The sequence below is a fragment of the Actinopolymorpha sp. B17G11 genome, assembly GCF_040196095.1.
Taxonomy (GTDB): domain Bacteria; phylum Actinomycetota; class Actinomycetes; order Propionibacteriales; family Actinopolymorphaceae; genus Thermasporomyces.
In genome coordinates, this window is record NZ_JBEFTW010000008.1 from 20994 (window position 1) to 45414 (window position 24421).

Genomic DNA, 24421 nt, shown 5'->3' on the forward strand with positions numbered 1-24421 from the left:
CGGGGGTCCGTTCATGCGGGCCTCGCCTCTGTTCCCTCGCTCGCGCCCGGGCCGGCCAGCCCGAGGACCTCGTCGATGTCGTCCTGGTAGCTACGTACGGCACCGGTCAGCACGTCATCAAGCCTCACCGACCGGTCGAGAGCGGCCGACTCCAGCACCGCGAGCACCGCAGCCACCGCCCGGGTGCCGGCGAGGCCATCTACCTCCGGCGGATGCCCGTCGAGGACGGCGCTCACGAAGTCCGCGATCTCCACCCCGAGATAGCCCGCGTCGACCTCGGCGAACGGGGCGCCGCCACCGGTGCCGTCCGGGCCGAGCAGGGCAACGGTGGTGTCGTCCAGGACGAACGCCTCACCCAACTCGGCGGCCAGTTCGCGGCCGCGGACGACACCGTCCGCGCGGCGTAGCTCGACCTCGCCGTCGGTACGGTCCGGCGGGATCGCCATCGAGCCGGCCGAGCCGTGGATCGTGCGTTGGACGTAACGGTGTCCGGGACCGGCCGGCAGGTAGGCCAGCTGCACCTCGACGCCTGAGACGGTACGGAACTGGCCGAGCAGCGAGTCCTCCCCCGTCGCCTCGACCGGCTCGCCGTCCGCCGTCCGGCGTACCGGCTCGGCGATGAGGCCCCGGCCGTACGCGCTCGCGATCGGCCCGAGATAGAACTCCACCAGATCGGTCAGGTGGACGCCCATGTCGAGCGCAATGGTGCCGCGTTGCTTGCGGTGCCGCCACGGCGTGATGACCACCCGGTCGGTGCCACCGACGAGTTGCTGCACCATGAGGTACGGACGGCCGAGCAAGCCCGCCTTGACAACCGCGCGGGCCATCCGGTTGGGGCCACCGCGGCGGTAGTTCTCGGCAGTCGCGAGCACCGCACCACTGGAACGCGCCGCGTCGAGCATCGCCTGGCAGGCCCGGATGGTCAGGCCGAGCGGCTTCTCGCAGAGGATGTGTCGACCGGACTCCAACGCCGGCACAGCGATGGCGTGATGGGTCGACGGATCCGTCACCACGTCGAGGGCGGCGATGTCGTCATCGTCCAGCACAGCCGCGAACTCGGTGTGAACCCGCGGCCGGTTGCCCAGAAGGCGTTCCGCGTCGTCGGCCACCGCCTCCGCAGCCTCCCGGCGGACGTCGAACACGGCAACGAGATCCGCCCGCCAGAGCCCCGCGCGGGACAGTGCGGCGTACCCGGACAGGTGCCGGCGCCCCATGCCACCACAGCCGACGAGACACAACGGCAGGCGGCTCGCCTGGCGGCCGTCGTTCACGGAGTGCATCACGTGCAGCACCTCACTCGGTGTACCGATAGCGGAACCGTCCACTCGGCGCGGCATCACCGTTCTCGATCACATCGAGGATGTTGCCCTCGTCCTGCATGTGGTCGATCCACTTGAAGTCGATCCGTAACGGTGCTGCCCCGTCAAGGCCGAGGACACTGCGTGGGATCGCGAGCTCCAGCTCCCGGCCCTTGACGGCGTAGCTGATCTCGGCGACCTCGCGCCACAACCAACCGCCCTCGCTCGCCTCGAGAGAGGTGCGGTGCGGGTTCTTGACGCGCCGGTTGACCACGAAGTCGAAACCCTCCCATCCGGTGCCTGGATCACCAGTGAGGTCGAGGAAGAGCAGCATCCAGTTGCGGCCGTCGAAGGGGGTGATCCACTCACGGGTCCGCGCATAGAAGTAGACGTTGCGGTCGTCACGTGCGACCTTGGCGAGCACGATGTCGTTACGCCCTGACGTGTTGACGTAGCGGCCGACAGTGCCCCAGCCCGGATGGTCGCGGTGCGCCGTGTCGCCACGGTGGTCACGAAACTCCGGGCCGATCGCCCGCCAGTCGTCGAAATAGCCGTCGATCTGGATCGACCGTGGGGAGGACGCGCGTGGCAGCGGCCGCACGCCCTTGTAGCGACGGACGTTCGCGACGAGCTGGTAGTAGTACGCGTCCTGATAGTGGTTTCCTTCGGGAAACCCGCCCGCCGGCCCGCCGCGTAACGGCTCGATGTCGCGGCTGTGTTCCCAGTCGAACTGGTCGACGAAGACGACCGGGGCATCGACACCGGCGAAGCTGTCGAACCGCATGGCGACCCATTCGTTCCAGCCCGTGACGAAGACGAACTCCGGGTCGACCTCGAGCGCGCGGTCCCACTGCTCCTGGACATTCAGCCCTTCCGGCGTATGGCTGTCGTCTGCCGGCAGTTGACCGTCGTGGTAGCTGCGACCCTGTGCGCGTGGCTCACTCATGGCACCGAGGCGACCGTCCACGGCGTTCTGTCCCACACCGACGGTCATCTGCTCGGCGTTACCTGCCGCGTCGCGGTAGACGCGTTGGGGCGCGACCTCCAGCCAACCCCATTGGTCGGGCTTGGTCGGCCCGACGAAGTAGGACGGCTGCGGCGCTCGGAACGTGAAGAAGGACTTGATCTCGGCGATCGGGCCGGTGGCGTACTCCACGTAGGTCGCGCGGTCGCCCGGCACCGGGGTGCCGTCCCGGTAGGCCTGACCGCCTCCATGCACGTCTGCCGGGTCGGTCCACCAGCCGATCGTCCCGCTCGGGTCGGACTGTTCGAGGTAGTACGTGCCGGCCCCGGCCGGGGTGTCCAGGTCCAGGGTGACGATGTCGTTGTCGACAACGCGGTCGAAACGTCTCTGGGCCACAGGTTCGCCGCCGGGACCGTCGCGGTGAAGGGTCACCGTCACTGCCGCATCGGTGCTGGCCCAGGTGGGGAAGCGGCCACCGACCCGGCCGAATGCCTCCGTCGTGGTGAATGTCTGTCCCTGCGTCTGGCCCGTCTCCAGTCGCGAGGGGTCGGAACCATCGGTCCCGAGCGGTTCCATGCCGAACAGGTCCGGGTCGGCCAGGATCAACGGTTTGCCGTCCCAGCGGAACCACAGGTCCTCATGGATGCCCGGCTTGTACAGGTCCTTGTAGAGCTCCAGCACGACGTTCCTCGGTGTCCAGAACGGCGCGAGGAAGGCGACCTGTGGAGTCTTGCCGCCGTCACGCCGTACGGCGGCGAAGGCATCGAACAGGGTCTGGTAAGGACCCGGGTAGGTGAAGTTGTTCGTCACGTCGAAGAAGATGGCGTCCACACCCGCGTCGGTGAGCATCTCGGCATGGCGCCGGAACACCCAGGAGTCGTCAGAGAGGTAGTAGCCGAAGTACGGCTCGCCCCAATGGTGGAAGTGCTCCCTCGGTCCCCACGCAGGGTGGTCGCCGTCCTCGACCGCGCCCGGGTTGGCGGTGAGGATCTTGCTGATGTCGTGGGGACCGGTGGTCGAATGCTGGCCGAGCCACAGGAAGTAGAACATGCCGACGAAGCGGTCGGCCCGCGGTGGCCCCACGTCCTCATGGGTGGGCAGCGTCCTGCCGAGCCCGTCGGTGGCGACCCACGTGTCGCTCATCGTGTCCCAGGTTGCGGCTGCCGGGGCCCGATCAGCGGGGGACGCCGCCGCTTGCGCCCTCTCGGCCGAAGCTCCGGACAGCGCGACGGCCATCCCGGTAGCCGTCACCTGCAACAGCTCCCGCCTGTTGATCTGCGGCGCGTTCGGTGTTGCCGGGTTCGGTGTTGCCGGGTTCGGTGTTGCCGGGTTCGGTGTTGCCGGGTTCGGTGTTGCCGGGTTCGGTGTTGCCGGGTTCGGTGTTGCCGGGTTCGGTGTTACCGGGTTCGACGTCTCTGCTTTCGAGTCGGTCATGGCTCCCCTTCGTGCTTGCGTAGCTGTCTTCGCCGGGTCCTCACCTCTGGTGCGCTGCGGTGGTCGCGGCGGCAGGGCCGACTGCTGTTGCCGAGAAGATGAAGTTGATGTCGTGAACAGGGGCGCCGTCGATGTGGGCGGTCCCACCCACCGCGGCGATGCCACCCTGATGCCACCACCAGGTCGGCGTGCCAACAGGCTCGGAGAGTTCGAGGTAGTAGCTGCCGTGCTGGTACGACGGAATCGTCAGCCACTCGGTCGTGTTGTCGACCATCGGTTCGATCCGCTTCGCCGCCACCCGGGCACGGTCGCCACCGGGATCCTCACGGTAGAGCGTGACGGTGGCCCCCGACGTCGTACTGCTGTAGGTCGCCAGCATGAACCGCACCTGGGTGAGGCTGAGCCCGAAGGGCACGGTGAAGGTCTGGCCATAGCTGCCCCCGGTACGCAGCGGCGGCGGTGCGGAGGTGTGGACGGCCTGCTCGATCGCCGTGGGGGGCCACAGCGTGGCGGCCATCGCCCGCAGACCCGCCGCCGCGAGTGGTATGTCCGCGTCATGGTCCGTACGCGACCGACGGTAACGACCGGGTGGTAGGCCATAGGTGCGGGAGAAGCGTTTGGAGAAGTGAAACGCGTCAGCGAAGCCGCACTCCTTCGCCACCACCGCAAGCGGCTGGTTGCCGCACAGCAACATCGATGCCGCGCGGGCGAGACGCAACCGCTCCAATGCAGCGACGGCGCCGATGTCGTAGTACTGACGGAACTGCCGCGCGAAATGGCCCGTCGACACCGACGCTGCCTCGGCAAGCTCGTCCAGGCGGATCGCCCGCAGCCGACCGCCCGCCCATTCATGGCGTACGAACGCAAGGGCATCACTCACCGGTATCGGCATGGCAGACGTCACAATCACGCATTCTCAACCGGGTGGCGCTGGCAGTGTCCAGCCCGCGTGTCCGCTGCTGGACTGCGGATTCGGACGCCTGGGCCGCCGATCACGAAGAGACATTTTTCTGCGCGAGAGCGACATTGTTGCCACGCGAGCCCGACAGCACCATGGGGCCGGCCATCGTCCGCGTACGCCTGACCGGAGGTGCACATGCGCGCCAGCTTCGCGGCCCTGCTCGTCGGCGGAAGTCTCGTGCTGGTCTCCTCGGCCGCCGATCCGGTGCGGACCGAGCCGGCGGCACAACCGGGAACGGCCCCCGTCTCGTTGGCCGCGGGATCCGCGTCGTCGGCACCGCCCGACCGGTGCCAAGTGAGTCCTACGGTGTTGCCGTTCGGCACGTCTTCGCCTGCAGTCACGAGAAGAGCCAACCAGTTCTGGACGGTCTACGGCCTCGGCGAAGGCGGACCCGAGGCGCCCGGCTCACCGCTCGGGGCCAACAGCGCATGGACCGAGTGGGACGCCAGGAAGTTCGCCTGGACCGACCAGCGGGGCCACCGCGACCGTGGCATGGAGCGGCTGCTCACGCTGCCGATCAACGGCTCGAACGGCGTCACCGGCAAGCAACCCGACGGCTTCCCGTGGTCGTGGGCCGACCTCGAGACCTGGCCGGACACGAACGACCGGCACGGTGGCGTCGGCTCGTACCACTTCGACCAGATCCCGCGGTTCATCAACGCGACGTACGACTACTATGTCTGGACCCGCGACGAGGAGTTCCTGGCCCGCGCGCTGCCGCGTGCCGAGCTCATCATGGAGCGCTACGTCCTTCCGGTTCTGGGCGGCGACGACGGCATCTGGACGATCCCGCTCTCCACCAACGACGGCGTGGCGGACCGGTCGAGGCCGAGCACCTACTTCGACCAGCTGCGTTCCGGACATCAGGACGCCTGGGTCAACGCGGCGGCCTACACCGCCCTTCTCGACATGGCGCGACTGGAACGGCTTGCCGGCAAGCCCGACCAGGCCGCGCGCTACGCCGCACTCGCGGAGGCGTTCCCGGCGAAGTACGACAAGGCGTTCTGGAACAACGCCAGCGGAATGTATGCCGGCTGGCGCGATGCCGAGGGCAACCTGCACGACAGCGGCTACCTGCACGTCAACCTCGAGGCCCTCGCTCGGGGCCTGGGCGATCCGGAGAGGGCCAGGAGCGTCTTCTCGGCCATGGCGGCACCCGCCGACCCGATCGCGTTCGGGCCGCACACGGGAAGCACCGACGTCTACCAGAACGTCGTCGCACCACGGACGACCACGGGCAATCCTCCGGACTCCGACTGGGACGGGTGGTCCGATCCGGCCCAGGGCCGCAAGCCGTACGGCGACACCGTGCAGCATGGCGGGACCGTGCTGTGGTTGAGCTACTACGACGTGATGGCGCGGCTGCGTCACCAGGACGCCGACCATGCGTACGCCCGGTTCGTAGCGATGCTCGACCGGATGGCTGCCGACTCGCACTGCCTGACCTTCGACGCGCCGAACCGGCTTTACAACGACTTCGGGGAGAGCCTGGTGCAGGTCGGGTCCAATATCCCGTTCCCCGAGTCCGGCATCGCCGCCCTGCCCCTGCTGGAGGGGTTCGCGGGTGTCGAGGCGACGCCAGCCGGGCTGCAGGCAACGCCGAACCTCCCGTCCGCACTGGTCGACGCCAGGGTGTCGCAGATCGACTACGCCGGCCAGTCGGTCAGTGTGGACGTCTCGCGGGCGCGGGTGGTCGCGCGGTCGGAGCCGGTCGCCGGCCCGCAGGACCTCGCTCCCGGTGCGTCTGTGGCACGGGAGTTCGACGCCAGTACGCCGTTCAACCAGGCGCAGGTCCAGGTTTCGGCCACTCACGGAGGCCGGGTCACCGTCGCGTTGGAGCGCCGCGTCGACGACTCGTGGGTACACGTCGCGGCCCGCCGCCACGACGATCTCGCGAGCCGCGCGACCTGGCTCGACCTCGCGGTGCCGGCCCAGGCCCCCGGGCGCTACCGCCTGCTCACCATCCGGCCGGGCACCGACGGCCCGCTGCCCCATCCCGAGGGAGAGGGTGGGGGCGGCATGACACTGGCAGCTGTCCGGGTACTCGACGCCGCCCAGGAGGACGTGACACCGCCGTCACTGGCCGCCGGCGGTGTCGTCACCAACGCACCGGTGGACAGGTTCACGGTCGATCTCGGGACCGCGACCGACGAACCGGTGGCCCTCACCCTGCAACGTCGTATCGGGAAGCGCTGGGTCAGCGTTGCCGCGCAGGTGCTCGACCCGGCTGGCGGTCGACAGGTCGTCGTGGGAACGAGCGACCAGCCGGCGGGACACTACCGCTTCGTGGCGACGGACGACAGCGCGCAGGCAGGCGTCGTCCTGACCAGGCTCGAGCGCGCCCGCTACACCGTCGAGGCACCCGAGCTCGAGGTCCGTACGACCGCACCCGCAGGGGAGCCGGTCACGCTGGCCGCCCCGCCAGACAACTGAGAATGTCTGCTAGCGCACCGCACGTTCCAGGCGTACGCCCGGGTCCAGGGTCAGCCCGAAGCCAGGCTTGTCACCGACTGTCAACACGCCCTTGTCAGGCACGTCCTCGCCGGTGAACAGCGGCGCGTGCTGCCGGGCGACCGACTCACCGTCGGCCGACAGCACCGGGAACTCCGCCAGGTCACCGCCCGGCTGGGTGACGACGAAATGGTAGTTCGGCATGCCGCAGGTGTGCGGGATGACCTTGACGCCGTAGACCCGTGCCACGTCGGCGATCCGTAGCACCTCGGTCATTCCGCCGCACCAGCCGAGGTCGGGCTGGATGACGTCGACCCCGGCCTCACACAGCAGCTTGAAGCCGGCCGCGGTGTACTCGTGTTCGCCGGTGTTCAGCGTCATCGTCGGCGGCATCCGGTCACGGATCCTCCGAAGACCGGAGTAGTCGTCCGGCGGAAGCGGTTCCTCGATCCAGGTGAAGCCGAGCGGCTCGACGGCGTGTGCCAGGCGTACGGCATAGTCGACGTCGAGCGCCATCCAGCAGTCGTACATCAACGGAAAGTCGGCGGGCACGCTCTCGCGAGCCTCCCGGGCAAGCGCGACGTTGTTGCGGAACCCCGCCTCGCTCTCGCACGGGTGCCACACGAGCGGCAGCTTCGCGCCCGCGAATCCCCACGCGGCAGCGATTTCCGGCTTGGGACCCGTCGCATACACGGGTACGCCCTCACGGATCCGGCCGCCGATCAGCGCATGGACGGGCTCGCCCACGACCTTGCCGTGCAGGTCCCAGATCGCCAGGTCGACCGCCGAGATCGCGTGCAGCACAAGGCCTTTGCGCCCGTAGCGCAGGGTGCTGGAGAACATCCGATCCCAGATCCTCGTATGCGCCGACGCCCGCTCCCCGATCACCAACCGGGCCAGGTGCTGGGTGATGATCGCGGCGGCGGCGAGCCCGTTCGTCGTCCAGACACCGACCTGGCCGGACTCCGCCTCGACCTCGACCACGACCGTCCCGCCGTCGTCCGCGCCGATTCCGGCGTCGCGGTTGTCGCGGAACTCCGCGTACTTCGTCATCGGGTTCGCGACCTTGCCACCGAGCCAGTGGTTCTGCCGCCTGGCGGAGGTCCGAGCGGCCATCTCCCGCTGGCCCGATGACCCCCCGGTCTGCGCAGGTTCGTCCGTGGCGACGAAGGATGCGCGAACGTCGACGATGCGGTCCTCGGCCATCTCCTGCTCCCTTCCACCCCGACGCGGAGCCTTGATCAGGTCCGGGAAACGGTCAACCACCCTTCATATCCGTGAAGCGGCACACGTGCGTTGGCCCAGCGGACGTCACCCGCGGGGTCAGGTGCGGCGAAGGACGTACTTCGCGAAGATGCCGTCGTCGGAGTAGTCCGCGTCCTCGACGGCGAAGCCGGCTCGCCGCATCATCGGCTCGAGGAGCCAGCTGAAGGTCGAGTGCTCGTCGCGGACGTGTTCTTCGAGATCACGCCGGTTCCAGCCGTCCTCGACCGCCTCGGGAAGAGTGGAGCACCACGCTTCGATGCGTTCCTCGGTCTCGGTGGGTTCGAAGCTGTACACGATGTCCCACAGCCGGAAGACGCCACCAGGTCGAAGGAACCGGTGGATCCGCGCCAGGGCGACGGCCTTCCAGAAGTCTGGCAGGTGGTGCAGGGAGTACCGGGAGTAGACGAAGTCCGCCTGGCTTCCCTGATGGTCGTAGGTCAGAAACCCGGCGCGGACGGCGGCGATGTTGTCCAACCCGGCCTCGTCGACCTTGGCGCGCAGTATTCGTAGCATCACCGGTGAGACGTCCACCGCGACGATCCGCCGGCACTCGGGGGCCACGGCCAGGGTGAACTGTCCGGTTCCTGGCCCGATCTCGACGATCGTCGACTCGCGTGTCAGGCCGAGCTCGCGGCACAGGAGTACCTCCTCGGCCGCCCCCGAGTCCTCCTTCAGGTCGTAGCGGGCCACATGGTCGGCGTCGAGGTTCTCCCGACCCGCGGTCGCCATCTCGTCGAGCAACCAGCCAGGAACGCCGGCGGGATCACGGGCAGTCGCCATGGGCGGCATTGTGCCATCCATCCGGGAGGGGAGACATCGCCTGGGCGAGCCGGTCAACCTTGCGTGACGAGCACTTTCAACAGATCACGCAGGGACTCCTGCTGCGCCGCGGTGAGCGGGGCGAGTGGTGACTGGGTACGCAGGCGCTTGAGCACGGCCGCGCGGGTGCGCCGGCCGGCCGCGGTGAGCACGATCTGCTTGGCCCGCCGGTCAGACGGGTGGGGTTGCCGCTTGATCAGACCCTGCTGTTCGAGCCGGTCGAGGATGAACGTCGCGTTCGACGCTTCGCAGTGCATCCTGGTGGCGAGCTCACGAGCGGTGATCGGCTCGGAGAGCTCCCGGAGCGCGACGACCTGCGCCGGGGTGAGGCCGAGCTCATCAGCGACGCCGCGAACGTGGACCTCGAGCCGCTGCACGAACTGGTGGACCAACCCGCACACGTCCCGGTCGATCTGCACTTCTTCGGCCAGATCCCGCTGCCCTGCCACAGCCCCGAGTGTAGCGCTCGTACTTCGAGCTGTGATAGTTCTAGCTCGTATTATGCAAGCTCGATGCATTGGAGCGCGTCGCCATGCCACTCCCCGTCCTCTCGCTCATGCTGGTGGTCTTCAGCCTGACGACCGGTGAGTTCGTGATCGCCGGCATCCTGCCGGACGTCGCCGCGGACCTCTCGGTGTCGATCCCCGCGGCCGGGCTGCTGGTGACGGCGTACGCCCTCGGCATGATCGTCGGAGGCCCAGTGGTCACCGTGGTGACGGCACGGCTTGCCCGCGGGACACTCCTCACCGGGCTCATCGCCGTCTCCCTGGTCGGGAACGTCGCGTCGGCGGTGGCACCGACCTACGCCCTGCTCCTCGGGGCCCGGTTCGTCGCCGGCCTGGTCGTGGCCACGTTCTTCGCCGTGGCAATCACCACAGCGGTCTCGATGGCGCCCGAGGGCAGGCAGGCCTCGACCGTGGCGAAGCTGGTCCTGGGAATGAACCTGGGCATCATCCTCGGCACTCCGATCGGCACCCTCATCGGCCAGAACCTCGGCTGGCGGACGACCTTCGTGGCGGTCGCCGCCGTCGCGACCGCCGGCCTGCTGGCGGTCCTGCGGTTCGTTCCCGCGGGGCCCGCCCTTGCTACCGGTTCGGTCGTTGGGGAGTTGCGGGTGTTCGCGAACAGCGACGTCCGGCTCGCCATCGCGCTCACCGCGGTGGGGAACGTCGGGATCGTCATGGTCTTCAGCTACATCACGCCCCTGCTCACCGACGTCGCCGGCTTCGCCGCCGGCGCGATTCCGGTGCTGCTGTTGGTCTACGGCACCGGCGCGGTGCTCGGGAACTTCCTCGGTGGTTGGCTGTCGGACAAGGCCCTGATGCCTTCGCTGATCGGCATTCTCGGCGTCCTGGCCGGCACTCTGGTGGTGTTCTGGATGGTCAGCGGGATCCGGCCGGCCGCGGCCGTGCTGACCTTCGCCCTCGGAGTTCTTGCGTTCGCCCTCATTCCGGGCATGCAGGCACGTGTCCTGACGACGGCGAGCGCGGCGCCGACACTCGCCGTCGCGGTCAACGCCTCCGGCTTCCAACTCGCCGCCGCCTTCGCCGGCTGGCTCGGCGGACAGGTGATCAGCAGCGGGCTGGGGCTGCGGTCGATCTACCCTGCCGCCGCCGCCCTGACCGTGGCCGGCCTGGCGATCGCCCTCTACTCCCTACGCCGGGACCACCAATGCCTCGCCCGCCGCACAAATCGCTGTCGTACGTACGCACACGACCGCTAGGGTCATCGCTCGTGGCGTGACCTCTCCCGCGCGGCCTCTGCCGCGCATTCGACCACCGTCCCGTCGGCCCCGACGGGACGGCTGTCCGACTCTGGAGAGAGAACACCCTCATGAACGACGCCACAGACACCACCGACCACACCGACCCTGCCGTGGTACGAACCCGGCACGTCGTCAGCGCGATCAACCACCTCCATGGCCTGCACTTCGAACTGCGCGGCCGGTGCGAGGGCGGGATGAACGGCGGAGCCTGGATCCTCGTCGATCCCGCCGGCGGGCACGCCATCCTCAAGTGCCGTGACGACGACCCTGCGTCGCGCAGACCGCGCCTCCTGGGCATGGTCGACGCCCTCAGAGCAACCGGCTACCCGACACCGCGGTGGATCGCCGCCGGCGTCACCGAGGCCGGGACCTCCTATCACGTGCAGGAACTCGTATCCGGCCAGCCGGGAGACCCGCTGACGGCCGAGTCCGTTGCCCCGCTGGTCGACGTGATCGAACGCCAGGCCGGGCTGGATCCTGACCCCGGCCACAACTGGTCGGACTACATCAGTGCCGTCGTACTCGACCAGCATCCCGACGGCCCACGGCCGTTCCTGCAGACCCTCGGCCAGGCAGGGAGAGACCTCCTCACCCACTTCGACCAGGTCCTCGCCCCGCATGGTGCGGTGCAGCTGCCCGATGGCGACATGGTGCACGGCGACTTCAACAGCTGCAACGTCATGATGGAGGACGGTCGGGTCACCGGCGTGATCGACGTCGAGGCGCTCGGCAGCGGCACCAGGGTCGTCGACTACGCATGGCTCCTCCGGGAGGCCTACGTCGAGACCGACAGCGGAGAGGTCCGCCAGCTGATCCGGAGGGCGGGCGAGGCCGTCGCGGGACCCGGACCGCTCGCGTTCAGTGTGGCCGCCACGGCCTTCGACATCGTGCGGTTCCAGGTCGTCCGCGACGACCCACGCAACGTACCTGGCGTCCTCGCCAGCCTGCACCTGTTGGCGGACGACCTCACCCGTCTCCTGTGATCGTCGGTCAGGTGGACGCCACCCGCTACCAGGTTCCTCACCGTGCGCTATCGGCGTGACGTACCTCCGGGGCGGTACGCAGCAGCCCGCGCCTGCGCTGGACGACGTACGCCAGGTGCCGCCGCCTGACCGATCCCGTGTCAGCGCCATCGAGACACGATCAAGGGACGCAGAAAAGCGAGACGCATACTCCAGAAGGAGATCGTGATGATGGCACAACTTGCGAGTTTCACGCAGTTCGCGCAGGCGTACTGGGGCAACGGACATCCCGGTTGGGGTGGCGGCGGGCCGGGCTGGTGGCTGATCTTCCCGATTCTGTTCTGGGTCGCCGTTCTGTCCGGCATCGGGTACCTGATCTACCGCAGGTCGCCCGCGCAGTCGGCACGCGGGGCCGCCGAGCGCACCCTTGCGGAGCGGTACGCCAGCGGCGACATCACCGAGGAGGAGCTGAAGCAGCGTCGGGCCGTCCTCCGCGGCAAGTCCTGACGGCGGTCTAGATCATCGCCGTCGGGTGCCGAATCGGTGCGGAAGGGCATGCCGGGCGCCGCCACCACAGGTGGCGGCGCGCTGGCGCCTTCACGGTCGGCGTCGCGGGATCAGCAGATCAGGCCGCGCTTGGCATCCGGGCCGTGGGCGACAGGCGCCTCGCCGATCCAGCGGTCGTCGACGGGTTCCGACGCGAGCTGGTAGCGCGAGTCCGACGAGAGTCGGATCCGGTCGGAGCGGTTGTCGAGACTGGCGTGCACGAGGTAGATGCTGAACGTCAGCAGGTCTCCCGCCCGGAACTCGGTGGTCAACCAACGTCCGCCGAACTCCTCGCGCAGGCGCACCGGGTCCCGGGAGAGCGTGCCGTTGAACCGCGACAGGTCGTCCTCACCATCGGTGTTCTGACAGTAGGTGTCGACGTCACGAAGGGCGTAGTCGTCGACGATCTGGCCACGGCGGTGCGACCCCTCCAGGACCATCAGGCCACCCAGGGTGAAGTCCGCGTCGCCGAGCGGTACCCATGCGGTGTAGACGTTGTGCGTTCCGCGGCCCATGAAGACCACGTCCCCGTGCGGGGCCGTCCCGCGCCCCGGCGCCACCGCCCGCATCCAGGTGTAGTCGTAGTGCCGGATCGCCCCGCCCAACAGGCGTTGGTAGAAGTCGAGCATCAGGCTGCCGTACAACAACTCGTGCAGGGGCGCGTTGTCATGGGCGAGGTCGGGCTTGAACGTCAGCGTCGAGTCCGCCGGTGCCACCGCGAGGTCGGCGGGCCGGCTCGGATCCGTGAGCCCTTCTGCGGCCAGACGATCGGTGACGCTGCGCCGTGCCTCCATTACGGCGTCGCGACCGAGAAAGCCTGGCAGGAAGAGATAGCCGTCGTCGGCCATCCGCTGCCGGAGTTGGTGCGGGTCGTCGGCCACTGCTGCCGAGCTGCGGAGCTCGCCCAGTGCCTCGGGCGCGGGATCCAGCTCGTGGTGTTGTGCGACGAGCCGCGGCCAGATGGGTGTGACAGTCATGGTCGCTCCTCGAGTTCCCGACGGGGCAGTTGGCGAAGCTCGGTGCCAGTCGCGTCTAGGTGTGCTGATCCGGGTTGGTCCAGAACCATGCCTCCGGGTCGTAGACCGCCGGGACCGGGATGTCCCACGTGTTGATCTGTCCGCCGAGAAACAGGTTCTCCTGCTGGGGAACGTTCTCCATGTCCTTGTGCACCAGGATCACCTGCGGATAGTCGGCCACGACGCCGAGGAAGAACGGCCCGTCCTCGATGTGGATCCGGCACATCTGCCACAGCAGGTCGTTGAGCTTTGCATTGTCGGCCTCGATCCGTGCCCGGCCATACAGTCGCCACAGCCGATCGATCGGGCTGCCCTCTTCCGGAAGCACCCACGGTGGATGGCGTTTCCACGGGTTCAGGCCCTTCTCCTCCTCGAGTTTGTCCGGATCACCGCTGCGCATGATGTACGCCTGTCCGTGCAGGGGTGCCCAGGTGTCGGGGATGGTGGGGACCACCCAGGAGGGCCAGCTCATGATGCCGCCGCCTCCGATCTCCCAGGCGGTGTTGCTCATCAGCTCCCCACGACTCCACATGTCCGACCATGCGGTGGGCGGAACGGGGTTCATCTCGGTCTTCACCCCGATGGCCTGCCAGTCCCTGCGCAGGAGCTCGTTCTTGGTGATGTGCTCCTTGCTCGTGTCGGCCGGATAGTCCAGCCGTACGACCAGTTCGGAGCCGTCGGGCTTCTCGCGGAAGCCGTCGCCGTCGGCATCCACCACGCCGATCTCGTCAAGGATCTGGGCGGCCTTCTTCGGGTCGTGGTCGACATAGGCGTCCCGCCAGGCGCGGTAGACGTCCTGTCCGCGACTGCCGGCCTGGAAGCACGGCGCCTTGGGACTGAGCGTTCCGGTCGTCAGCTCGCCGCTGTTGAAGTAAAGCGACTTGAGCACGTCCTTGCGGTTGTACGCATGTGACAGCGCCTGGCGGAACTTCCGGTTCCGGATCAGTTCGCGCATCGCGTCGTCGGGATAGTCGTAGTTGAAGAAGAACAGCGAACCGCTTCCGGAACCGCTCCCCCAGAACCACACGCGAAGGCCGGTGCGCGATGCCGCCTGCTTGAGACCCTCCACGTCGGCGAGCGCGATGGTGGAGTGCTGACCCTCCGCGAAGTCGACTCGCCCCTCGGTGAACTGGAGCTTGCGTACCTCCTCGTCCTTCACGACGTTCCAGATCATCGTGTCCATGAAGGGCAGCTGGTTCCCCGCGCGGTCGACGCACCAGTAGTAGGGGTTGCGTTCCCAGCTGACGCTGCGACCTTCGGTGTAAATCGTGAGTTTCCAGCCGGTCATCACCGGACAGTCGGGATTGACGAGGAAGTCCGCCTTGCTGTCGTGGGTGAGGTACCAGTCGTCGGCGGTGACCGAGCGGGAGTACTCCGGGTGGAACTGCTCGAGGTAGTGACGTGGCAGCATCCAGTCGGCACCGACACTGCGGTTGACCGTGTCGGCCAGGCGGTCCGGCGTGAGCGGTGTCGGCGAGTCGAAGCTGATCACCAGCGTGTGGTCATCGGGCGCCGACAGCTCGGCCACGCCTCCCGTGCCGGAGACCGCCTCGTCCGGCGGAACCTCCGGGTGGCTCTCGTCGAGGACCGTGTCCTCCCACCAGTACATGATGTCGGCGGTCGTCCATGGCGTTCCGTCCGACCACCGAAGACCGGTACGGAAGTGGAACGTCCACTGGGAGAAGTCCTCGTTGGGCTCCCAGCTCTCGGCGAGACCGGGCCCGACATCCATGCCGTCGTTGAGCCAGCGCAGGATCGAGTGGCCGTACATGTACTGGCCGATGGCGGCGTCGTTCGTTTCTCCGGCGACGAGGCGACAGACGCCGCCGTAGCTGCCGCGCCGCAGCCACCGGTGTGGCACGACGTACGGATGATCCGGCAGCCGCTTCGCGAGCGCTGGCAGGTCACCTGCCTTCACCCGCGCGGCCAGCGTCGGCGCCTCGTGCAGCGAAGGCGGCACGGGGAGCGGTTTCGTCGGCGAACCCGTGCCGCCAGCCGGCCCGGTGCCCGCGCGGCGGCCGGAGCGGGAAGCCCCATCTCCGGAGCAGGACCCGAGCGTGGCAGCGGCCGCAACCACAGCGGACGCCCTGAGGAGGCTGCGCCTGCTCACCGCCGATCCGCGCGTCATCGTGATCTCCAGACGGTCCGCCGAGACTCCGGCTTGGCATTTTCTGCCCTGGGTCTTGTCGAGTCTCCTGCGTACGCTGACGGGCGGACATGGACTAATCAACCTCGATCTTGGACTTTTGCGAAGCCTCCGCCGTACGGCAAGCGGCGGGTCAGGAGGACCACATGGTCAAGGGCTGGGCGCACTACCTGACGCCGACCGCCACGCAACGCAGGTTGGGGATGGCCTGCCTCGGAGCGGGCCACAAACAGCAGGTCGACCCCTGCCCGCCTCGTGTCCTGCAGTCCTACGCAGCCGTGTTCGTCGTCAAGGGTGCGGGGTGGCTGGAGTGGGGTGACCCGCCGCGCCGCGCCGAGCTCACGGCGTCGACCCTGTTCTGGCTGTTCCCGGGCGTGCCCCACAGCTACGGGCCGCATGGCCGTGGCTGGCAGGAGATCTGGCTGCTCTTCGAGGGCCCGGCGGCGACCGCGTACGAAGAACTCGGCTACCTCTCCAGGACCGAGCCCGTCGTCCCCCTCGCCGACCCGTTCGGCGCACGGGCCGCCCTGGACCGGTTGCTCGACGTCTGCCGCCACCAGCGTCCTGGCACGGAGGTGGAGGCCGCCCACGCCGTCCACGCCCTGGTCCTGGGTGCCCACGACCAGGACGGCGACCGTGACGCCGACGATGCCGCCATCCTTGCGGCCCTGCGCGAGGGTGCCTGCAGCCCACTCTCGGTGCACGAGCACGCCCGACGCATCGGGCTGTCCCTGAGCTCGCTGCGCCGAACCATCCGACGCGGTGGAGGATGCTCACCCAAGGAGTACGTCCTTCGGATACGCCTCAACCGCGCCAAGGAACTCCTCGCCGAGTCCGACCTCACGGTCGCCGAAATCGCCCGGAAGGTCGGCCATGACGATCCGGCGTACTTCACCCGCATGTTCTCCCGGCGGACCGGCATGCCGCCGAGCGCCTTCCGACTCCAACAGCGGCGTCCCCGCCGGACCGCGCGTGCCTGACCCGGGTCAGGTGTGCGCGCCAGGGTTCACCCAGTACCACGTCTCCGGGTCGTACACGGCCGGGTTCGGGTGGCTCCACGGTCCGCAGAATCCGTTCAGCCGGAGGTTCTCCCGGCGCGGAACGTTCGCGAGATCCTTGTGCGCGAGGACGACCCGGGGGAAGTTCGCGACGGCACCCATGAAGAACGGCCCGTCGCTGACGTGGATCTTGATCATTTCCCAGACCTTGGCGTAACGGCGCATGGCGTCGGGCTCCGTCTTCGCCTCGTCGTAGAGCCGCCACAGCCGCTCGATGGGCCCCCCGGGTTCGGGCTCGACACTCGGCGGGGTGCGAGAGTACGGATCAGTGCCGCGTAGCTTGGCGGCGTCAGCCGTGTTCCATACCGCGTGGAAGTTGGCGTGGAGTGGTGCCCACCAGGCGGAGAAGCCCTCGAGTGGGACCAGCACCTGAGGTTCCACCAGGATCTCGTGGATGCCGCCGCCCATTTCCCAGGCGGTGGTCGACATCAGTTCGCCGGCGTCCCAGTCGACCGTCCACGCATCAGGCGGCACGGGGTTGAGCTTCGTCTCCAGCCCGATGCGTTCCCAGTCCTTCTTCAACAACTCGTTCTTCTGGACGTGGTCGTGGCTGGTTCCCGCCGGATAGTCGAGGCGGATGACGAGCTTGCCACCGTCGGGCAACTCCCGTTTACCGTCACCGTCGGAGTCGACCACCCCGATCTCGTCCAGAATCGCCTTGGCCTGCTCGGGATCGTGGTCGACATAGCTGTCGCGCCACTGCTTGTAGACATCCCCCGCGGTGTCGTCGGCGAGGAAGTCCAACGACTTCGGACTGTAGGTTCCCGTCGTCCGTTCGCCGGTGTTGAAGTAGATCGCCTTCTGCGCCTCGGCCCGGTCGAACGCATGAGACAACGCCTGGCGGAACTTCGGGTTCCGGATCAGCGCGCGCATCGTGGGTTCGCGATAGTCGTAGTTGAAGAAGAACAGCGATCCGGTCCCGTCGCCGCTGTCCCACAACAAGACCTCGAGTGCGCTGCGGTCCTGGGTCTGCTTGAGCGAGGAGACGTCGCTCAACGTGACAGATCCGGAGAGGTAACCGTCCACGTGGTCATACTCCCCCTCCTGGATCTGGAGCTTCATCACCTCAGGGTCTGCGACGGCGGCGACTGTGACCGTGTCGACGTACGGCAACTGCCGCCCGTCCGGGTCGGTGCACCAGTAGTACGGATTCCGTTCGTAGACGACCTGGCGGCCCTCCTTGTAGCTCTTGAGCCGCCAGCCGGTCATCGTGGGGCAGTCCGGGTTGACCGTCCAGTTCCGCTTGAGCTCGAACTCGCCTCCGGCAGAGGCCCAGTCCTTGGACACCTGGTCGTTGTAGGCCGGGTGGAACTGCTTCAGATAGTGCTTCGGCGCCATCCACGTCGGCCCGATACCGCCGTTGACCCAGCGGGCAAGATGAAACGGCGTAAGGGGCGCGGGCGTGTCGAACCGCATGACGAGGGTGACGTCGTCCGGCGCGGACAGGTCCATGAGCGCACCGTTTCCGGAACGCGTCTCATCTGGTGGAGTGTCCGGATGCGCGTCGTTGCCCACCATGTCCTTCCACCAGAACATGATGTCGTCCGTCGTCCACGGCGCGCCGTCGGACCAGTGGAGACCTGGACGGAAGTGGAACGTCCACTCCGACGCGTCGTCGCCCGTCTCCCAACTCTCGACCAGCCCCGGACCGATGTCCATCCCGTCGTTCAACCAGCGGATGAGGGAGTGGCCGTACATGTACTCCCGGAACGCCGCGCTGTCGGTCGAGGAAGCGACCAGCCTGAGCTCGCCGCCGTACTTTCCCGGTGTGAGCCAGTGGTGGGGCACCACGTAGGGACGTTTCGGCAGCCGGTCGGCCACCGGGGGAAGGCGACCAGCCCTCACCTGTGCGGCGAGCTGAGGTGCTTCGTCCAACGACGAGGGGGTCGGCAGCGGTCTGGTCGCGGATCCCCTCTTCGCCGCGCTGCCCGCACGTCTCGCTTTTCCGGAGCCGGTGCCTGTCTCCTGGCCAGCCGAGCCTGGGGAGCAGGCCGAGAGCATCACCGCACCTGCCGTGGCAGCGCACATGTACAGCACGCGACGGCGACCGACCTCGGTTCGGCGACCGCTCGACTCCGTCCGTTCCAAACTCCCCAACGATGCCACCTCCTCTGGCCGGCTGGCCTTCTCTACTGCTGCGACGGCCACAGGCGAGGACAGACCGCGGGATCGGAGTAGTCCGGATCCCCATCTGCCGTACGCCGTACCAAGGAATCAAGGCCATGCCGGGCGAACTCGCCGTTCGGCAGCGGATGCCTGACGAAGTGGTTGTCGCCGGGCTGCAGGTGGATCGCGATCGACCGTCGCGCGCCGTGACTCAGGTTCGGTCCGCTGCCGTGGATCGTCCGACAGTGGTGGAAACTCATCGCCCCCTTGGGAATCTCGGTGACGGCCACCTCGAACTGGCGGTCGGCGCGCAGCCGATCAAGTGTCGACAGGTCAGGATCGAAGAAGTTGAGGACGACGTCCTCGTCCCAGCGATGACTTCCCGGAACGAACGACACCGAGCCTTCGGCGGACCCGACGTCGTGGAACGGCACCCAGGCGGTGAGCATGTGCGCACTCGCGCAGGTGCGCCAGTACTGCCGATCGGTGTGCCAACCGACATTGACCTGGCCGCTTTCGGGCAGAAGTCGTTCGGCAGGCTTGTAGAGAAGTTGGTCATGCCAGAGCCGGACCTCCTCGACTCCAGCCAGGCGAGCGGCACAGGCAGCGATGAGCGGATGGCGCACCAGTGCGGCCAGCTCGTCGACCACCAGTGAGGCGTAGTCGTTCTTCCGGAGGACGTCACCGTGTGCGGGCACCCAGCCGTGCTGCGACTCCCCGTTCGGCAGACGATGATCGACATCTCCTGCGTAGAGTCGCGCCATTCCGCGCTCCGCGGCGGCGATCACCTCGTCGGGGATGATCCGCCCAGAGATCCAGTAGCCGTGCTGGCGGAAGAACTCGACATCCTCGTCGGTCGGCAGCAGGTGGGCGGGTGCCCTCAGTGAGGTCATACCTCCGCACGCTAGGCCCGGGAGTACCCCGGCGGCGTTCACAAACACCGGTCAAGACGTACACAATCTTGCGATGACCGTCGAGCCGTCCGTCATCACGCCGAAGGGGATCCAGGCAGGGTTCCACGCCTATCTCGAGCGATCCGGGGTGGCCGGACTCAGACACGCCGGAGACCAACGCGCACCCACCTCATGGCTCATCGGACCGCACGCCCATGCCGTGTGGGAGTTCTACCTGCAGACCGATGGCCCGCCGACCCGTTGGCGGGTGGGCGCCAGCGAGTACGAGGTCGCCCGCCACGGCCTGCTCGCGGTCCCGCCCCGGACCCGCCACCACATGGTCCGTCCGGCGGCAAGGTCGTGGCAGTTCGTGTTCGCCGGCCTCGACGTATCCGTCCTTCTCGAAGATCTGCCCGACGTCGCGGCCTGCTGGCAGGCCCACCTGCCCTACCACCTGGCCGACGCACACGCCGTCCATGGACCGTTCGACGCGTTCCTGCGTGAGGTCACGACGGCCCAGGCGTTGCGCGGTGAGGGACTGAAATTGTCCGTTCAACATCTTCTGGTCGAGATCACCCGCCAACTTGCCACAACCGGCCAGCGGCACGACCTCCTCCACCCCGCTGTCGCCCACGCCCGCCGGATTCTCGATGCCCGCTACGCGGACTCGGTTCCGCTGGCCGAACTCTCAGGCAACGTCGGCCTCTCGCCTACCTACCTGACACAGCTCTACACCAGGCAGATCGGCGTCAGCCCCGCCCGCTACCAGGCCAACCTGCGGATCGAGCGAGCGGAAATGCTCCTCACCGAGACGGACCGCAGCATCACCACCATCGCCAGCGAGCTCGGCTTCTCCTCAGCACAGCACTTCGCGACCGTGTTCCGCCGGCACACCGGCCGGTCGCCGCGAGAGCTCAGGGAGCTCAGGCGGCGCGACGGGGCCAGTCAGTGGCGTACGTCCACGCCATAGGACTCGGTGTGATAGCCGGGCCAGGCGGTGGCGCGGCGATCAGTGACCGGCTCCTGCCGCAGGGGTGTCTCGACGAGGCCCTCGATCGTCGCCCACGGTGATCCGGCCTTCCTCAGCTGCTCGGCGAGGGCGGTGGACAGCGCCCGTCGGACCTCTTCGGTGTCCGGGCGGCCGCTGCGGTCCACCAGTTCGTCAGGGTCGGTGTCGAGGTCGAAAAGCTGCTCCTGCGCGCCTTCGGGATACCAGATGTACTTCCATCGGCCGTCGGTGACCGCGAGGTAGACCGGAGCGGGCGCGGCACCGGCACCGGAGCGGCCATCCGCGGCGAGGCCGCAGACGTACTGCCGTACCGGCGTCCCGCCACGCACCGTCGCCAGCAGGTCATGCCCGTCGAGGTCCGGCGAGGGCACACCGCCCGCGGCAGCGACAAGTGTGGGAAGAACGTCGGCGTGGGTGACGAGCGCATCGCTCGTGGTGCCATGCAGGCCGTGCCCGTCGCGCTTGGGCGGTCGCACCAGGAACGGGACATGAGCGGACGGCTCGTGGAACATGACCTTGTTGCCGGCATGATGGTCGCCGAGGAACTCGCCGTGGTCCGAGGTGAACACGACGAACGTGTCGTCGAGCAGTCCGACGTCCTGTAGCCCGGCGAAGATCCGCCCGATCGCGTAGTCCACGTGGGTGATGAGCCCGTAGTACGCCTCGCGGGCGGCCCGGATCACCGATGGCGGTACGAGATCGTAGCTGTGCCGTTGCCGCTGGCGCAGGAACGCCTCGGGCGCCGCGTCGTCACCGCTCCAGTCACCGTAGACGGGATCGGGCACGGGCGCGTCGCGGTACATCGAGGCATAGGGCTCGGGCGGGTCCAACGGCGGATGGGGCTTGGTGAAACTCGCCCACAGAAAGAACGGCGTCGTCGGATCGCGCCGGTCGCGTACGTAGCGTACGCACTGGTCGGCGATCCACGTGGTGAGCGTCAGCGCCTCGGGAACGGTGGCCATCCCGGGGTAGAGCTCGTTCTGTCCCAGGCCGTGCCGCATGGGCTGCACCGGCGTGCCGCTCTCGCTCATCCAGCGGTAGTAGTCGGCGGGCAGCAGCATCTCGTCGAAGCCGTGGCGCGCCCGCTCCGGGGTGAAGTGCATCTTTCCGATCGCCGCCGTGGAGTAGCCGAGATCGCGGAGCACCGACGGCAGCGTGCCGTCGCGACCCATGACCTCCGAGGTGGAACCGTTGCCAGCCATGCCGTGGGAAAGGACGCTGCGGCCGGTCATGATGCTGACGCGGGAGGGTACGCAGATCGGGCACTCCGCGTAGGCACGGTCGAAGCGAACGCCTTCGCGGCCCAACTGGTCGAGGTGCGGCGTCCGCAGGAAGTCGGGCGACCGCGGGCCCACCGTGTCGAACCGCTGCTGGTCGGTCGTGATGAGCAGGATGTGGGGACGGTCTCGCTGCTCCACGGTGCTCGCATCCTTCCGGGCCGACCTTGGCATTCGGCCAAGCTTGCCTTGTCGACGCCCATGATGGGCAGCTTCTGGCCCGAGCCGCCGGGATACGACCCCGGATCGTCCTGACATGGCCGCCTGGCCGCGGCCAGGTGGCGCCTCGCCTGCCCCGACGCAGATCTGTACGACTGTGCGACGATCTTGCTGATGCTGAGCCACGCGGGAGGCGCGGATGGACTACCACCTGCTGGGGCCGGTCGAGGTGTGCGACCAGGGCACGGCAGTTCCGATCGGCGGGCCTCGTCAACGGACGGTGCTCGCGGTCCTCGCTCTCAACCTTGGCCAGGTCGTGCCGGTTCGACGTCTGGTCGACGCGGCGTGGGAAGGCTCGCCGCCAACCACCGCTCATGGGCAGATCCTCACCGCGGTGTCGGTGTTACGGCGCTCGCTCGGCCCTGCGATCAAAACCCATCCCGGCGGCTATCTCCTCCAGGCCGGACTCGATGACGTCGACGCCCATGTCTTCGAACGCCTGGCCGCCGAGGCCGGCGAGCTCCGGTCTGCCGGGCAGATGGACGCGTGCATCTCTCGCCTTCGGGAGGCACTCGCCCTGTGGCGTGGCCCGGCACTCGGTGGAGTGCGCACCCTGGCAGCCGAAGCGACCAGGTTGGAGGACCGTCGGCTGCTTGTCCTGGAGCGCTGCCTCGAGACCGAACTCGCCATCGGGGGCCATGGCGAGCGAGTGGGCGAGCTGCTTGCTCTGGTGGAGGCGCACCCATTCCGGGAACGGTTCCGCGTCCTGTTGATGCGGGCGCTGCACCGGCTCGGCCGCCAGGCCGAGGCACTCGAGGTGTACCGGTCCGGGCGCAGCGTTCTCGTGGAGGAACTCGGGGTTGAACCGGGACCAGAGCTGCAGCGGATGCACGAGACAATCCTTGCCGGTGTGGATGAGCCGGATCCCGCCATGGCGGTGCCGGTGCCAGCTGTGCGCGTCGCCCCGCAACACGTACTTGGTCCGGAGTGGTACCACGACCCGCCAGAGCCGGTGAATCCGGCGTTCTTCGGCGTAACCCTCAACAGCACCAGTGGCAGGATGCCCGACTTCAGAGTTGGGGCGGTCCGCCTGTGGGACTGCGCCTGCCGGTGGTCGAACATCCAACCCCACAAGGAGGTCTTCGACTGGCGGACGCTGGACCGGCTCGTGGCCGGCGCACGGAACGCGTGCCTGCCGGTGCTCTACACGATGGGTATGCCGGCTGGATGGGTATGCCCTGACGCGAAACGCGCGGTCTACCTCGACGATTGCCGTGCAGCGCCGCCGGATGATCTGGCCGACTGGGATGCCTACGTCCGCGCCACGGTGACCCGTTACCAGGGCCGGATCGAGGCGTACGAACTCTGGGACTACGTCAACTCGCCGATGCGGTACAACGGATCCGCCGAAACGCTCGCCGCGATGGTCCAGCGTGCGGCAAGGATCATCAAGGACGTGGACCCAGCTGCACTCGTGGTGTCGCCGTCGTTCGGTGACCTCTGGGATCCGGCCGCAAGGGAACAACTTCGGGCGTACGCCGAGGCAGGGGTTCTCGAGCACTGCGACGCCGTCGCGGTCAAGCTGCATCCGCGTGATCCCTCCGGACCGCCGGAGGAGATGGTCGAGCTCAGCGGCCTCATCGACCGGACATTGCATGCCGTGGGCGCCCAGCGTCTGATGTGGAGCACCGGACCCGCTCATAACATCGTCCATGCTCCGCGACCGGATCAGGCCACTGCGGGCGCATACGCCGTACGCCACTTCCTCGCAGGCATCTTCGCGCGGTGCAGTCGGATGTACTTCCACTACTGGGGAGGACGAAACGTCCCGATCGTCCTCCAGGCTGAGGGCGGTCCGCCCACGCAGGCCGCCTGGTTCGTTGACAGGCTGCAGCGCTGGCTGACCGATGCGTACGTACGATCCGCCAGTCACGGCAGCGACGACAACCTCCCTCCGAATGTCTGGCAGCTCCGATTCGTGTTTGCGTCCTCGCCCGGGGATTGCCCTCCCGATCGACCGTCGCGCGAGGCGGTGATCCGGTGGACCGACATCGGCAAGGCGACCATGCTTGCCGAGCCGGGCACCGCGCGGGTCGAGCATCTCGACGGGACCGTGGAGGTGCCCAAGCCAGGCAGCATGGTGTCCGTCACCGAGCTGCCCGTCCTTATTCGCTATCACAGGCACGACCTCTGAGCCGCGACAATTCGGCTCCACCCGAAACGACTGGACCGGTGTCACCCGACCTTGGTCGGATGACGGACGCGAGTTCGGAGTCGAGGAGGGTGAAGGT

The 24421-nt window shown here is 68.1% G+C and carries 18 protein-coding genes; 7 read left to right on the forward strand and 11 right to left on the reverse strand.

Going from position 1 to position 24421, the window contains the following annotated elements; translation table 11 throughout:
• Window positions 1–11: 11 nt before the first annotated feature.
• The 3 genes from ABN028_RS10770 to ABN028_RS10780 all read right to left on the reverse strand — a co-directional run bounded on the left by ABN028_RS10770 (window position 12) and on the right by ABN028_RS10780 (window position 4576).
• Window positions 12–1280 carry a Gfo/Idh/MocA family protein gene (locus ABN028_RS10770; protein WP_349696635.1) on the reverse strand — a complete coding sequence of 423 codons (1269 nt, stop codon included), beginning with the start codon at window positions 1278–1280 and terminating at the stop codon, window positions 12–14.
• Window positions 1281–1293: 13 nt separating this feature from the next.
• On the reverse strand, window positions 1294–3405 hold the full coding sequence (locus tag ABN028_RS10775) for a hypothetical protein (RefSeq protein ID WP_349696492.1): 2112 nt from the start codon (window positions 3403–3405) through the stop codon (window positions 1294–1296).
• A 331-nt stretch (window positions 3406–3736) separates the two neighbouring features.
• Window positions 3737–4576 carry a helix-turn-helix transcriptional regulator gene (locus ABN028_RS10780; RefSeq protein WP_349696493.1) on the reverse strand — a complete coding sequence of 280 codons (840 nt, stop codon included), beginning with the start codon at window positions 4574–4576 and terminating at the stop codon, window positions 3737–3739.
• A 216-nt stretch (window positions 4577–4792) separates the two neighbouring features.
• Here ABN028_RS10780 and ABN028_RS10785 point away from each other — a divergent pair, with 216 nt between their 5' ends.
• On the forward strand, window positions 4793–7090 hold the full coding sequence (locus tag ABN028_RS10785) for a glucosidase family protein (protein ID WP_349696494.1): 2298 nt from the start codon (window positions 4793–4795) through the stop codon (window positions 7088–7090).
• A 9-nt stretch (window positions 7091–7099) separates the two neighbouring features.
• Here ABN028_RS10785 and rhmD read toward each other — a convergent pair whose 3' ends face one another.
• The 3 genes from rhmD to ABN028_RS10800 all read right to left on the reverse strand — a co-directional run bounded on the left by rhmD (window position 7100) and on the right by ABN028_RS10800 (window position 9642).
• Window positions 7100–8314, reverse strand: a complete 1215-nt coding sequence (rhmD, locus tag ABN028_RS10790) for an L-rhamnonate dehydratase (RefSeq protein ID WP_349696495.1) — start codon at window positions 8312–8314, stop codon at window positions 7100–7102.
• A 117-nt stretch (window positions 8315–8431) separates the two neighbouring features.
• Window positions 8432–9154: a class I SAM-dependent methyltransferase gene (locus tag ABN028_RS10795; protein WP_349329474.1), complete on the reverse strand. Its 723-nt coding sequence runs from the start codon at window positions 9152–9154 to the stop codon at window positions 8432–8434.
• A 53-nt stretch (window positions 9155–9207) separates the two neighbouring features.
• On the reverse strand, window positions 9208–9642 hold the full coding sequence (locus ABN028_RS10800) for a MarR family winged helix-turn-helix transcriptional regulator (RefSeq protein WP_349329473.1): 435 nt from the start codon (window positions 9640–9642) through the stop codon (window positions 9208–9210).
• Between the two features lie 83 nt (window positions 9643–9725).
• On the opposite strand from ABN028_RS10800, the gene ABN028_RS10805 reads away from it, so the two are divergent.
• From ABN028_RS10805 to ABN028_RS10815, 3 genes are all read left to right on the forward strand, one after another.
• Window positions 9726–10916, forward strand: a complete 1191-nt coding sequence (locus tag ABN028_RS10805) for an MFS transporter (protein WP_349696496.1) — start codon at window positions 9726–9728, stop codon at window positions 10914–10916.
• Window positions 10917–11026: 110 nt separating this feature from the next.
• Window positions 11027–11941 (forward strand): aminoglycoside phosphotransferase family protein, encoded by a 915-nt coding sequence (locus ABN028_RS10810; RefSeq protein WP_349696497.1) that lies wholly within the window; start codon window positions 11027–11029, stop codon window positions 11939–11941.
• A 207-nt stretch (window positions 11942–12148) separates the two neighbouring features.
• Window positions 12149–12427, forward strand: coding sequence for an SHOCT domain-containing protein (locus tag ABN028_RS10815; protein WP_349329470.1), 279 nt, complete (start codon window positions 12149–12151; stop codon window positions 12425–12427).
• 110 nt (window positions 12428–12537) lie between these two features.
• On the opposite strand, the gene ABN028_RS10820 is transcribed toward ABN028_RS10815, so the two are convergent.
• Entirely contained in the window at window positions 12538–13443 is a 906-nt protein-coding gene (locus ABN028_RS10820; RefSeq protein ID WP_349696498.1) for a phytanoyl-CoA dioxygenase family protein, read from the reverse strand.
• A 55-nt stretch (window positions 13444–13498) separates the two neighbouring features.
• A complete protein-coding gene (locus tag ABN028_RS10825) occupies window positions 13499–15442 on the reverse strand; it encodes an ABC transporter substrate-binding protein (protein ID WP_349696499.1) in 1944 nt (647 codons plus the stop codon).
• A gap of 332 nt (window positions 15443–15774) precedes the next feature.
• Here ABN028_RS10825 and ABN028_RS10830 point away from each other — a divergent pair, with 332 nt between their 5' ends.
• Window positions 15775–16608 carry a helix-turn-helix transcriptional regulator gene (locus ABN028_RS10830; RefSeq protein WP_349696500.1) on the forward strand — a complete coding sequence of 278 codons (834 nt, stop codon included), beginning with the start codon at window positions 15775–15777 and terminating at the stop codon, window positions 16606–16608.
• Window positions 16609–16614: 6 nt separating this feature from the next.
• On the opposite strand, the gene ABN028_RS10835 is transcribed toward ABN028_RS10830, so the two are convergent.
• Together ABN028_RS10835 and ABN028_RS10840 are read right to left on the reverse strand one after the other, a co-directional pair.
• Complete coding sequence (locus ABN028_RS10835) at window positions 16615–18507, reverse strand: ABC transporter substrate-binding protein (protein ID WP_349696501.1); 1893 nt, start codon at window positions 18505–18507, stop codon at window positions 16615–16617.
• 308 nt (window positions 18508–18815) lie between these two features.
• The gene (locus ABN028_RS10840) at window positions 18816–19685 is read right to left on the reverse strand and encodes a phytanoyl-CoA dioxygenase family protein (protein ID WP_349696502.1); all 870 of its coding nucleotides are present in this window, start codon (window positions 19683–19685) and stop codon (window positions 18816–18818) included.
• A 73-nt stretch (window positions 19686–19758) separates the two neighbouring features.
• On the opposite strand from ABN028_RS10840, the gene ABN028_RS10845 reads away from it, so the two are divergent.
• The gene (locus ABN028_RS10845; protein ID WP_349329464.1) at window positions 19759–20655 is read left to right on the forward strand and encodes an AraC family transcriptional regulator; all 897 of its coding nucleotides are present in this window, start codon (window positions 19759–19761) and stop codon (window positions 20653–20655) included.
• On the opposite strand, the gene ABN028_RS10850 is transcribed toward ABN028_RS10845, so the two are convergent.
• Window positions 20631–22112 (reverse strand): sulfatase-like hydrolase/transferase, encoded by a 1482-nt coding sequence (locus ABN028_RS10850; RefSeq protein ID WP_349696503.1) that lies wholly within the window; start codon window positions 22110–22112, stop codon window positions 20631–20633. The genes ABN028_RS10845 and ABN028_RS10850 overlap by 25 nt on opposite strands.
• A 217-nt stretch (window positions 22113–22329) precedes the next feature.
• Between ABN028_RS10850 and ABN028_RS10855 the strand changes: the two genes are divergently transcribed.
• Complete coding sequence (locus tag ABN028_RS10855) at window positions 22330–24324, forward strand: BTAD domain-containing putative transcriptional regulator (RefSeq protein ID WP_349696504.1); 1995 nt, start codon at window positions 22330–22332, stop codon at window positions 24322–24324.
• The last annotated feature ends 97 nt before the right edge of the window (window positions 24325–24421 follow it).

Coding starts and splice junctions, on each gene's coding strand:
- ABN028_RS10770 (WP_349696635.1), bottom strand. CDS start 1,280: ATGCACTCCGTGAACGACGGCCGCCAGGCGAGCCGCCTGCCGTTGTGT.
- ABN028_RS10775 (WP_349696492.1), bottom strand. CDS start 3,405: ATGAGCGACACGTGGGTCGCCACCGACGGGCTCGGCAGGACGCTGCCC.
- ABN028_RS10785 (WP_349696494.1), top strand. CDS start 4,793: ATGCGCGCCAGCTTCGCGGCCCTGCTCGTCGGCGGAAGTCTCGTGCTG.
- rhmD (WP_349696495.1), bottom strand. CDS start 8,314: ATGGCCGAGGACCGCATCGTCGACGTTCGCGCATCCTTCGTCGCCACG.
- ABN028_RS10795 (WP_349329474.1), bottom strand. CDS start 9,154: ATGGCGACTGCCCGTGATCCCGCCGGCGTTCCTGGCTGGTTGCTCGAC.
- ABN028_RS10805 (WP_349696496.1), top strand. CDS start 9,726: ATGCCACTCCCCGTCCTCTCGCTCATGCTGGTGGTCTTCAGCCTGACG.
- ABN028_RS10810 (WP_349696497.1), top strand. CDS start 11,027: ATGAACGACGCCACAGACACCACCGACCACACCGACCCTGCCGTGGTA.
- ABN028_RS10815 (WP_349329470.1), top strand. CDS start 12,149: ATGATGGCACAACTTGCGAGTTTCACGCAGTTCGCGCAGGCGTACTGG.
- ABN028_RS10820 (WP_349696498.1), bottom strand. CDS start 13,443: ATGACTGTCACACCCATCTGGCCGCGGCTCGTCGCACAACACCACGAG.
- ABN028_RS10830 (WP_349696500.1), top strand. CDS start 15,775: ATGGTCAAGGGCTGGGCGCACTACCTGACGCCGACCGCCACGCAACGC.
- ABN028_RS10840 (WP_349696502.1), bottom strand. CDS start 19,685: ATGACCTCACTGAGGGCACCCGCCCACCTGCTGCCGACCGACGAGGAT.
- ABN028_RS10845 (WP_349329464.1), top strand. CDS start 19,759: ATGACCGTCGAGCCGTCCGTCATCACGCCGAAGGGGATCCAGGCAGGG.
- ABN028_RS10855 (WP_349696504.1), top strand. CDS start 22,330: ATGGACTACCACCTGCTGGGGCCGGTCGAGGTGTGCGACCAGGGCACG.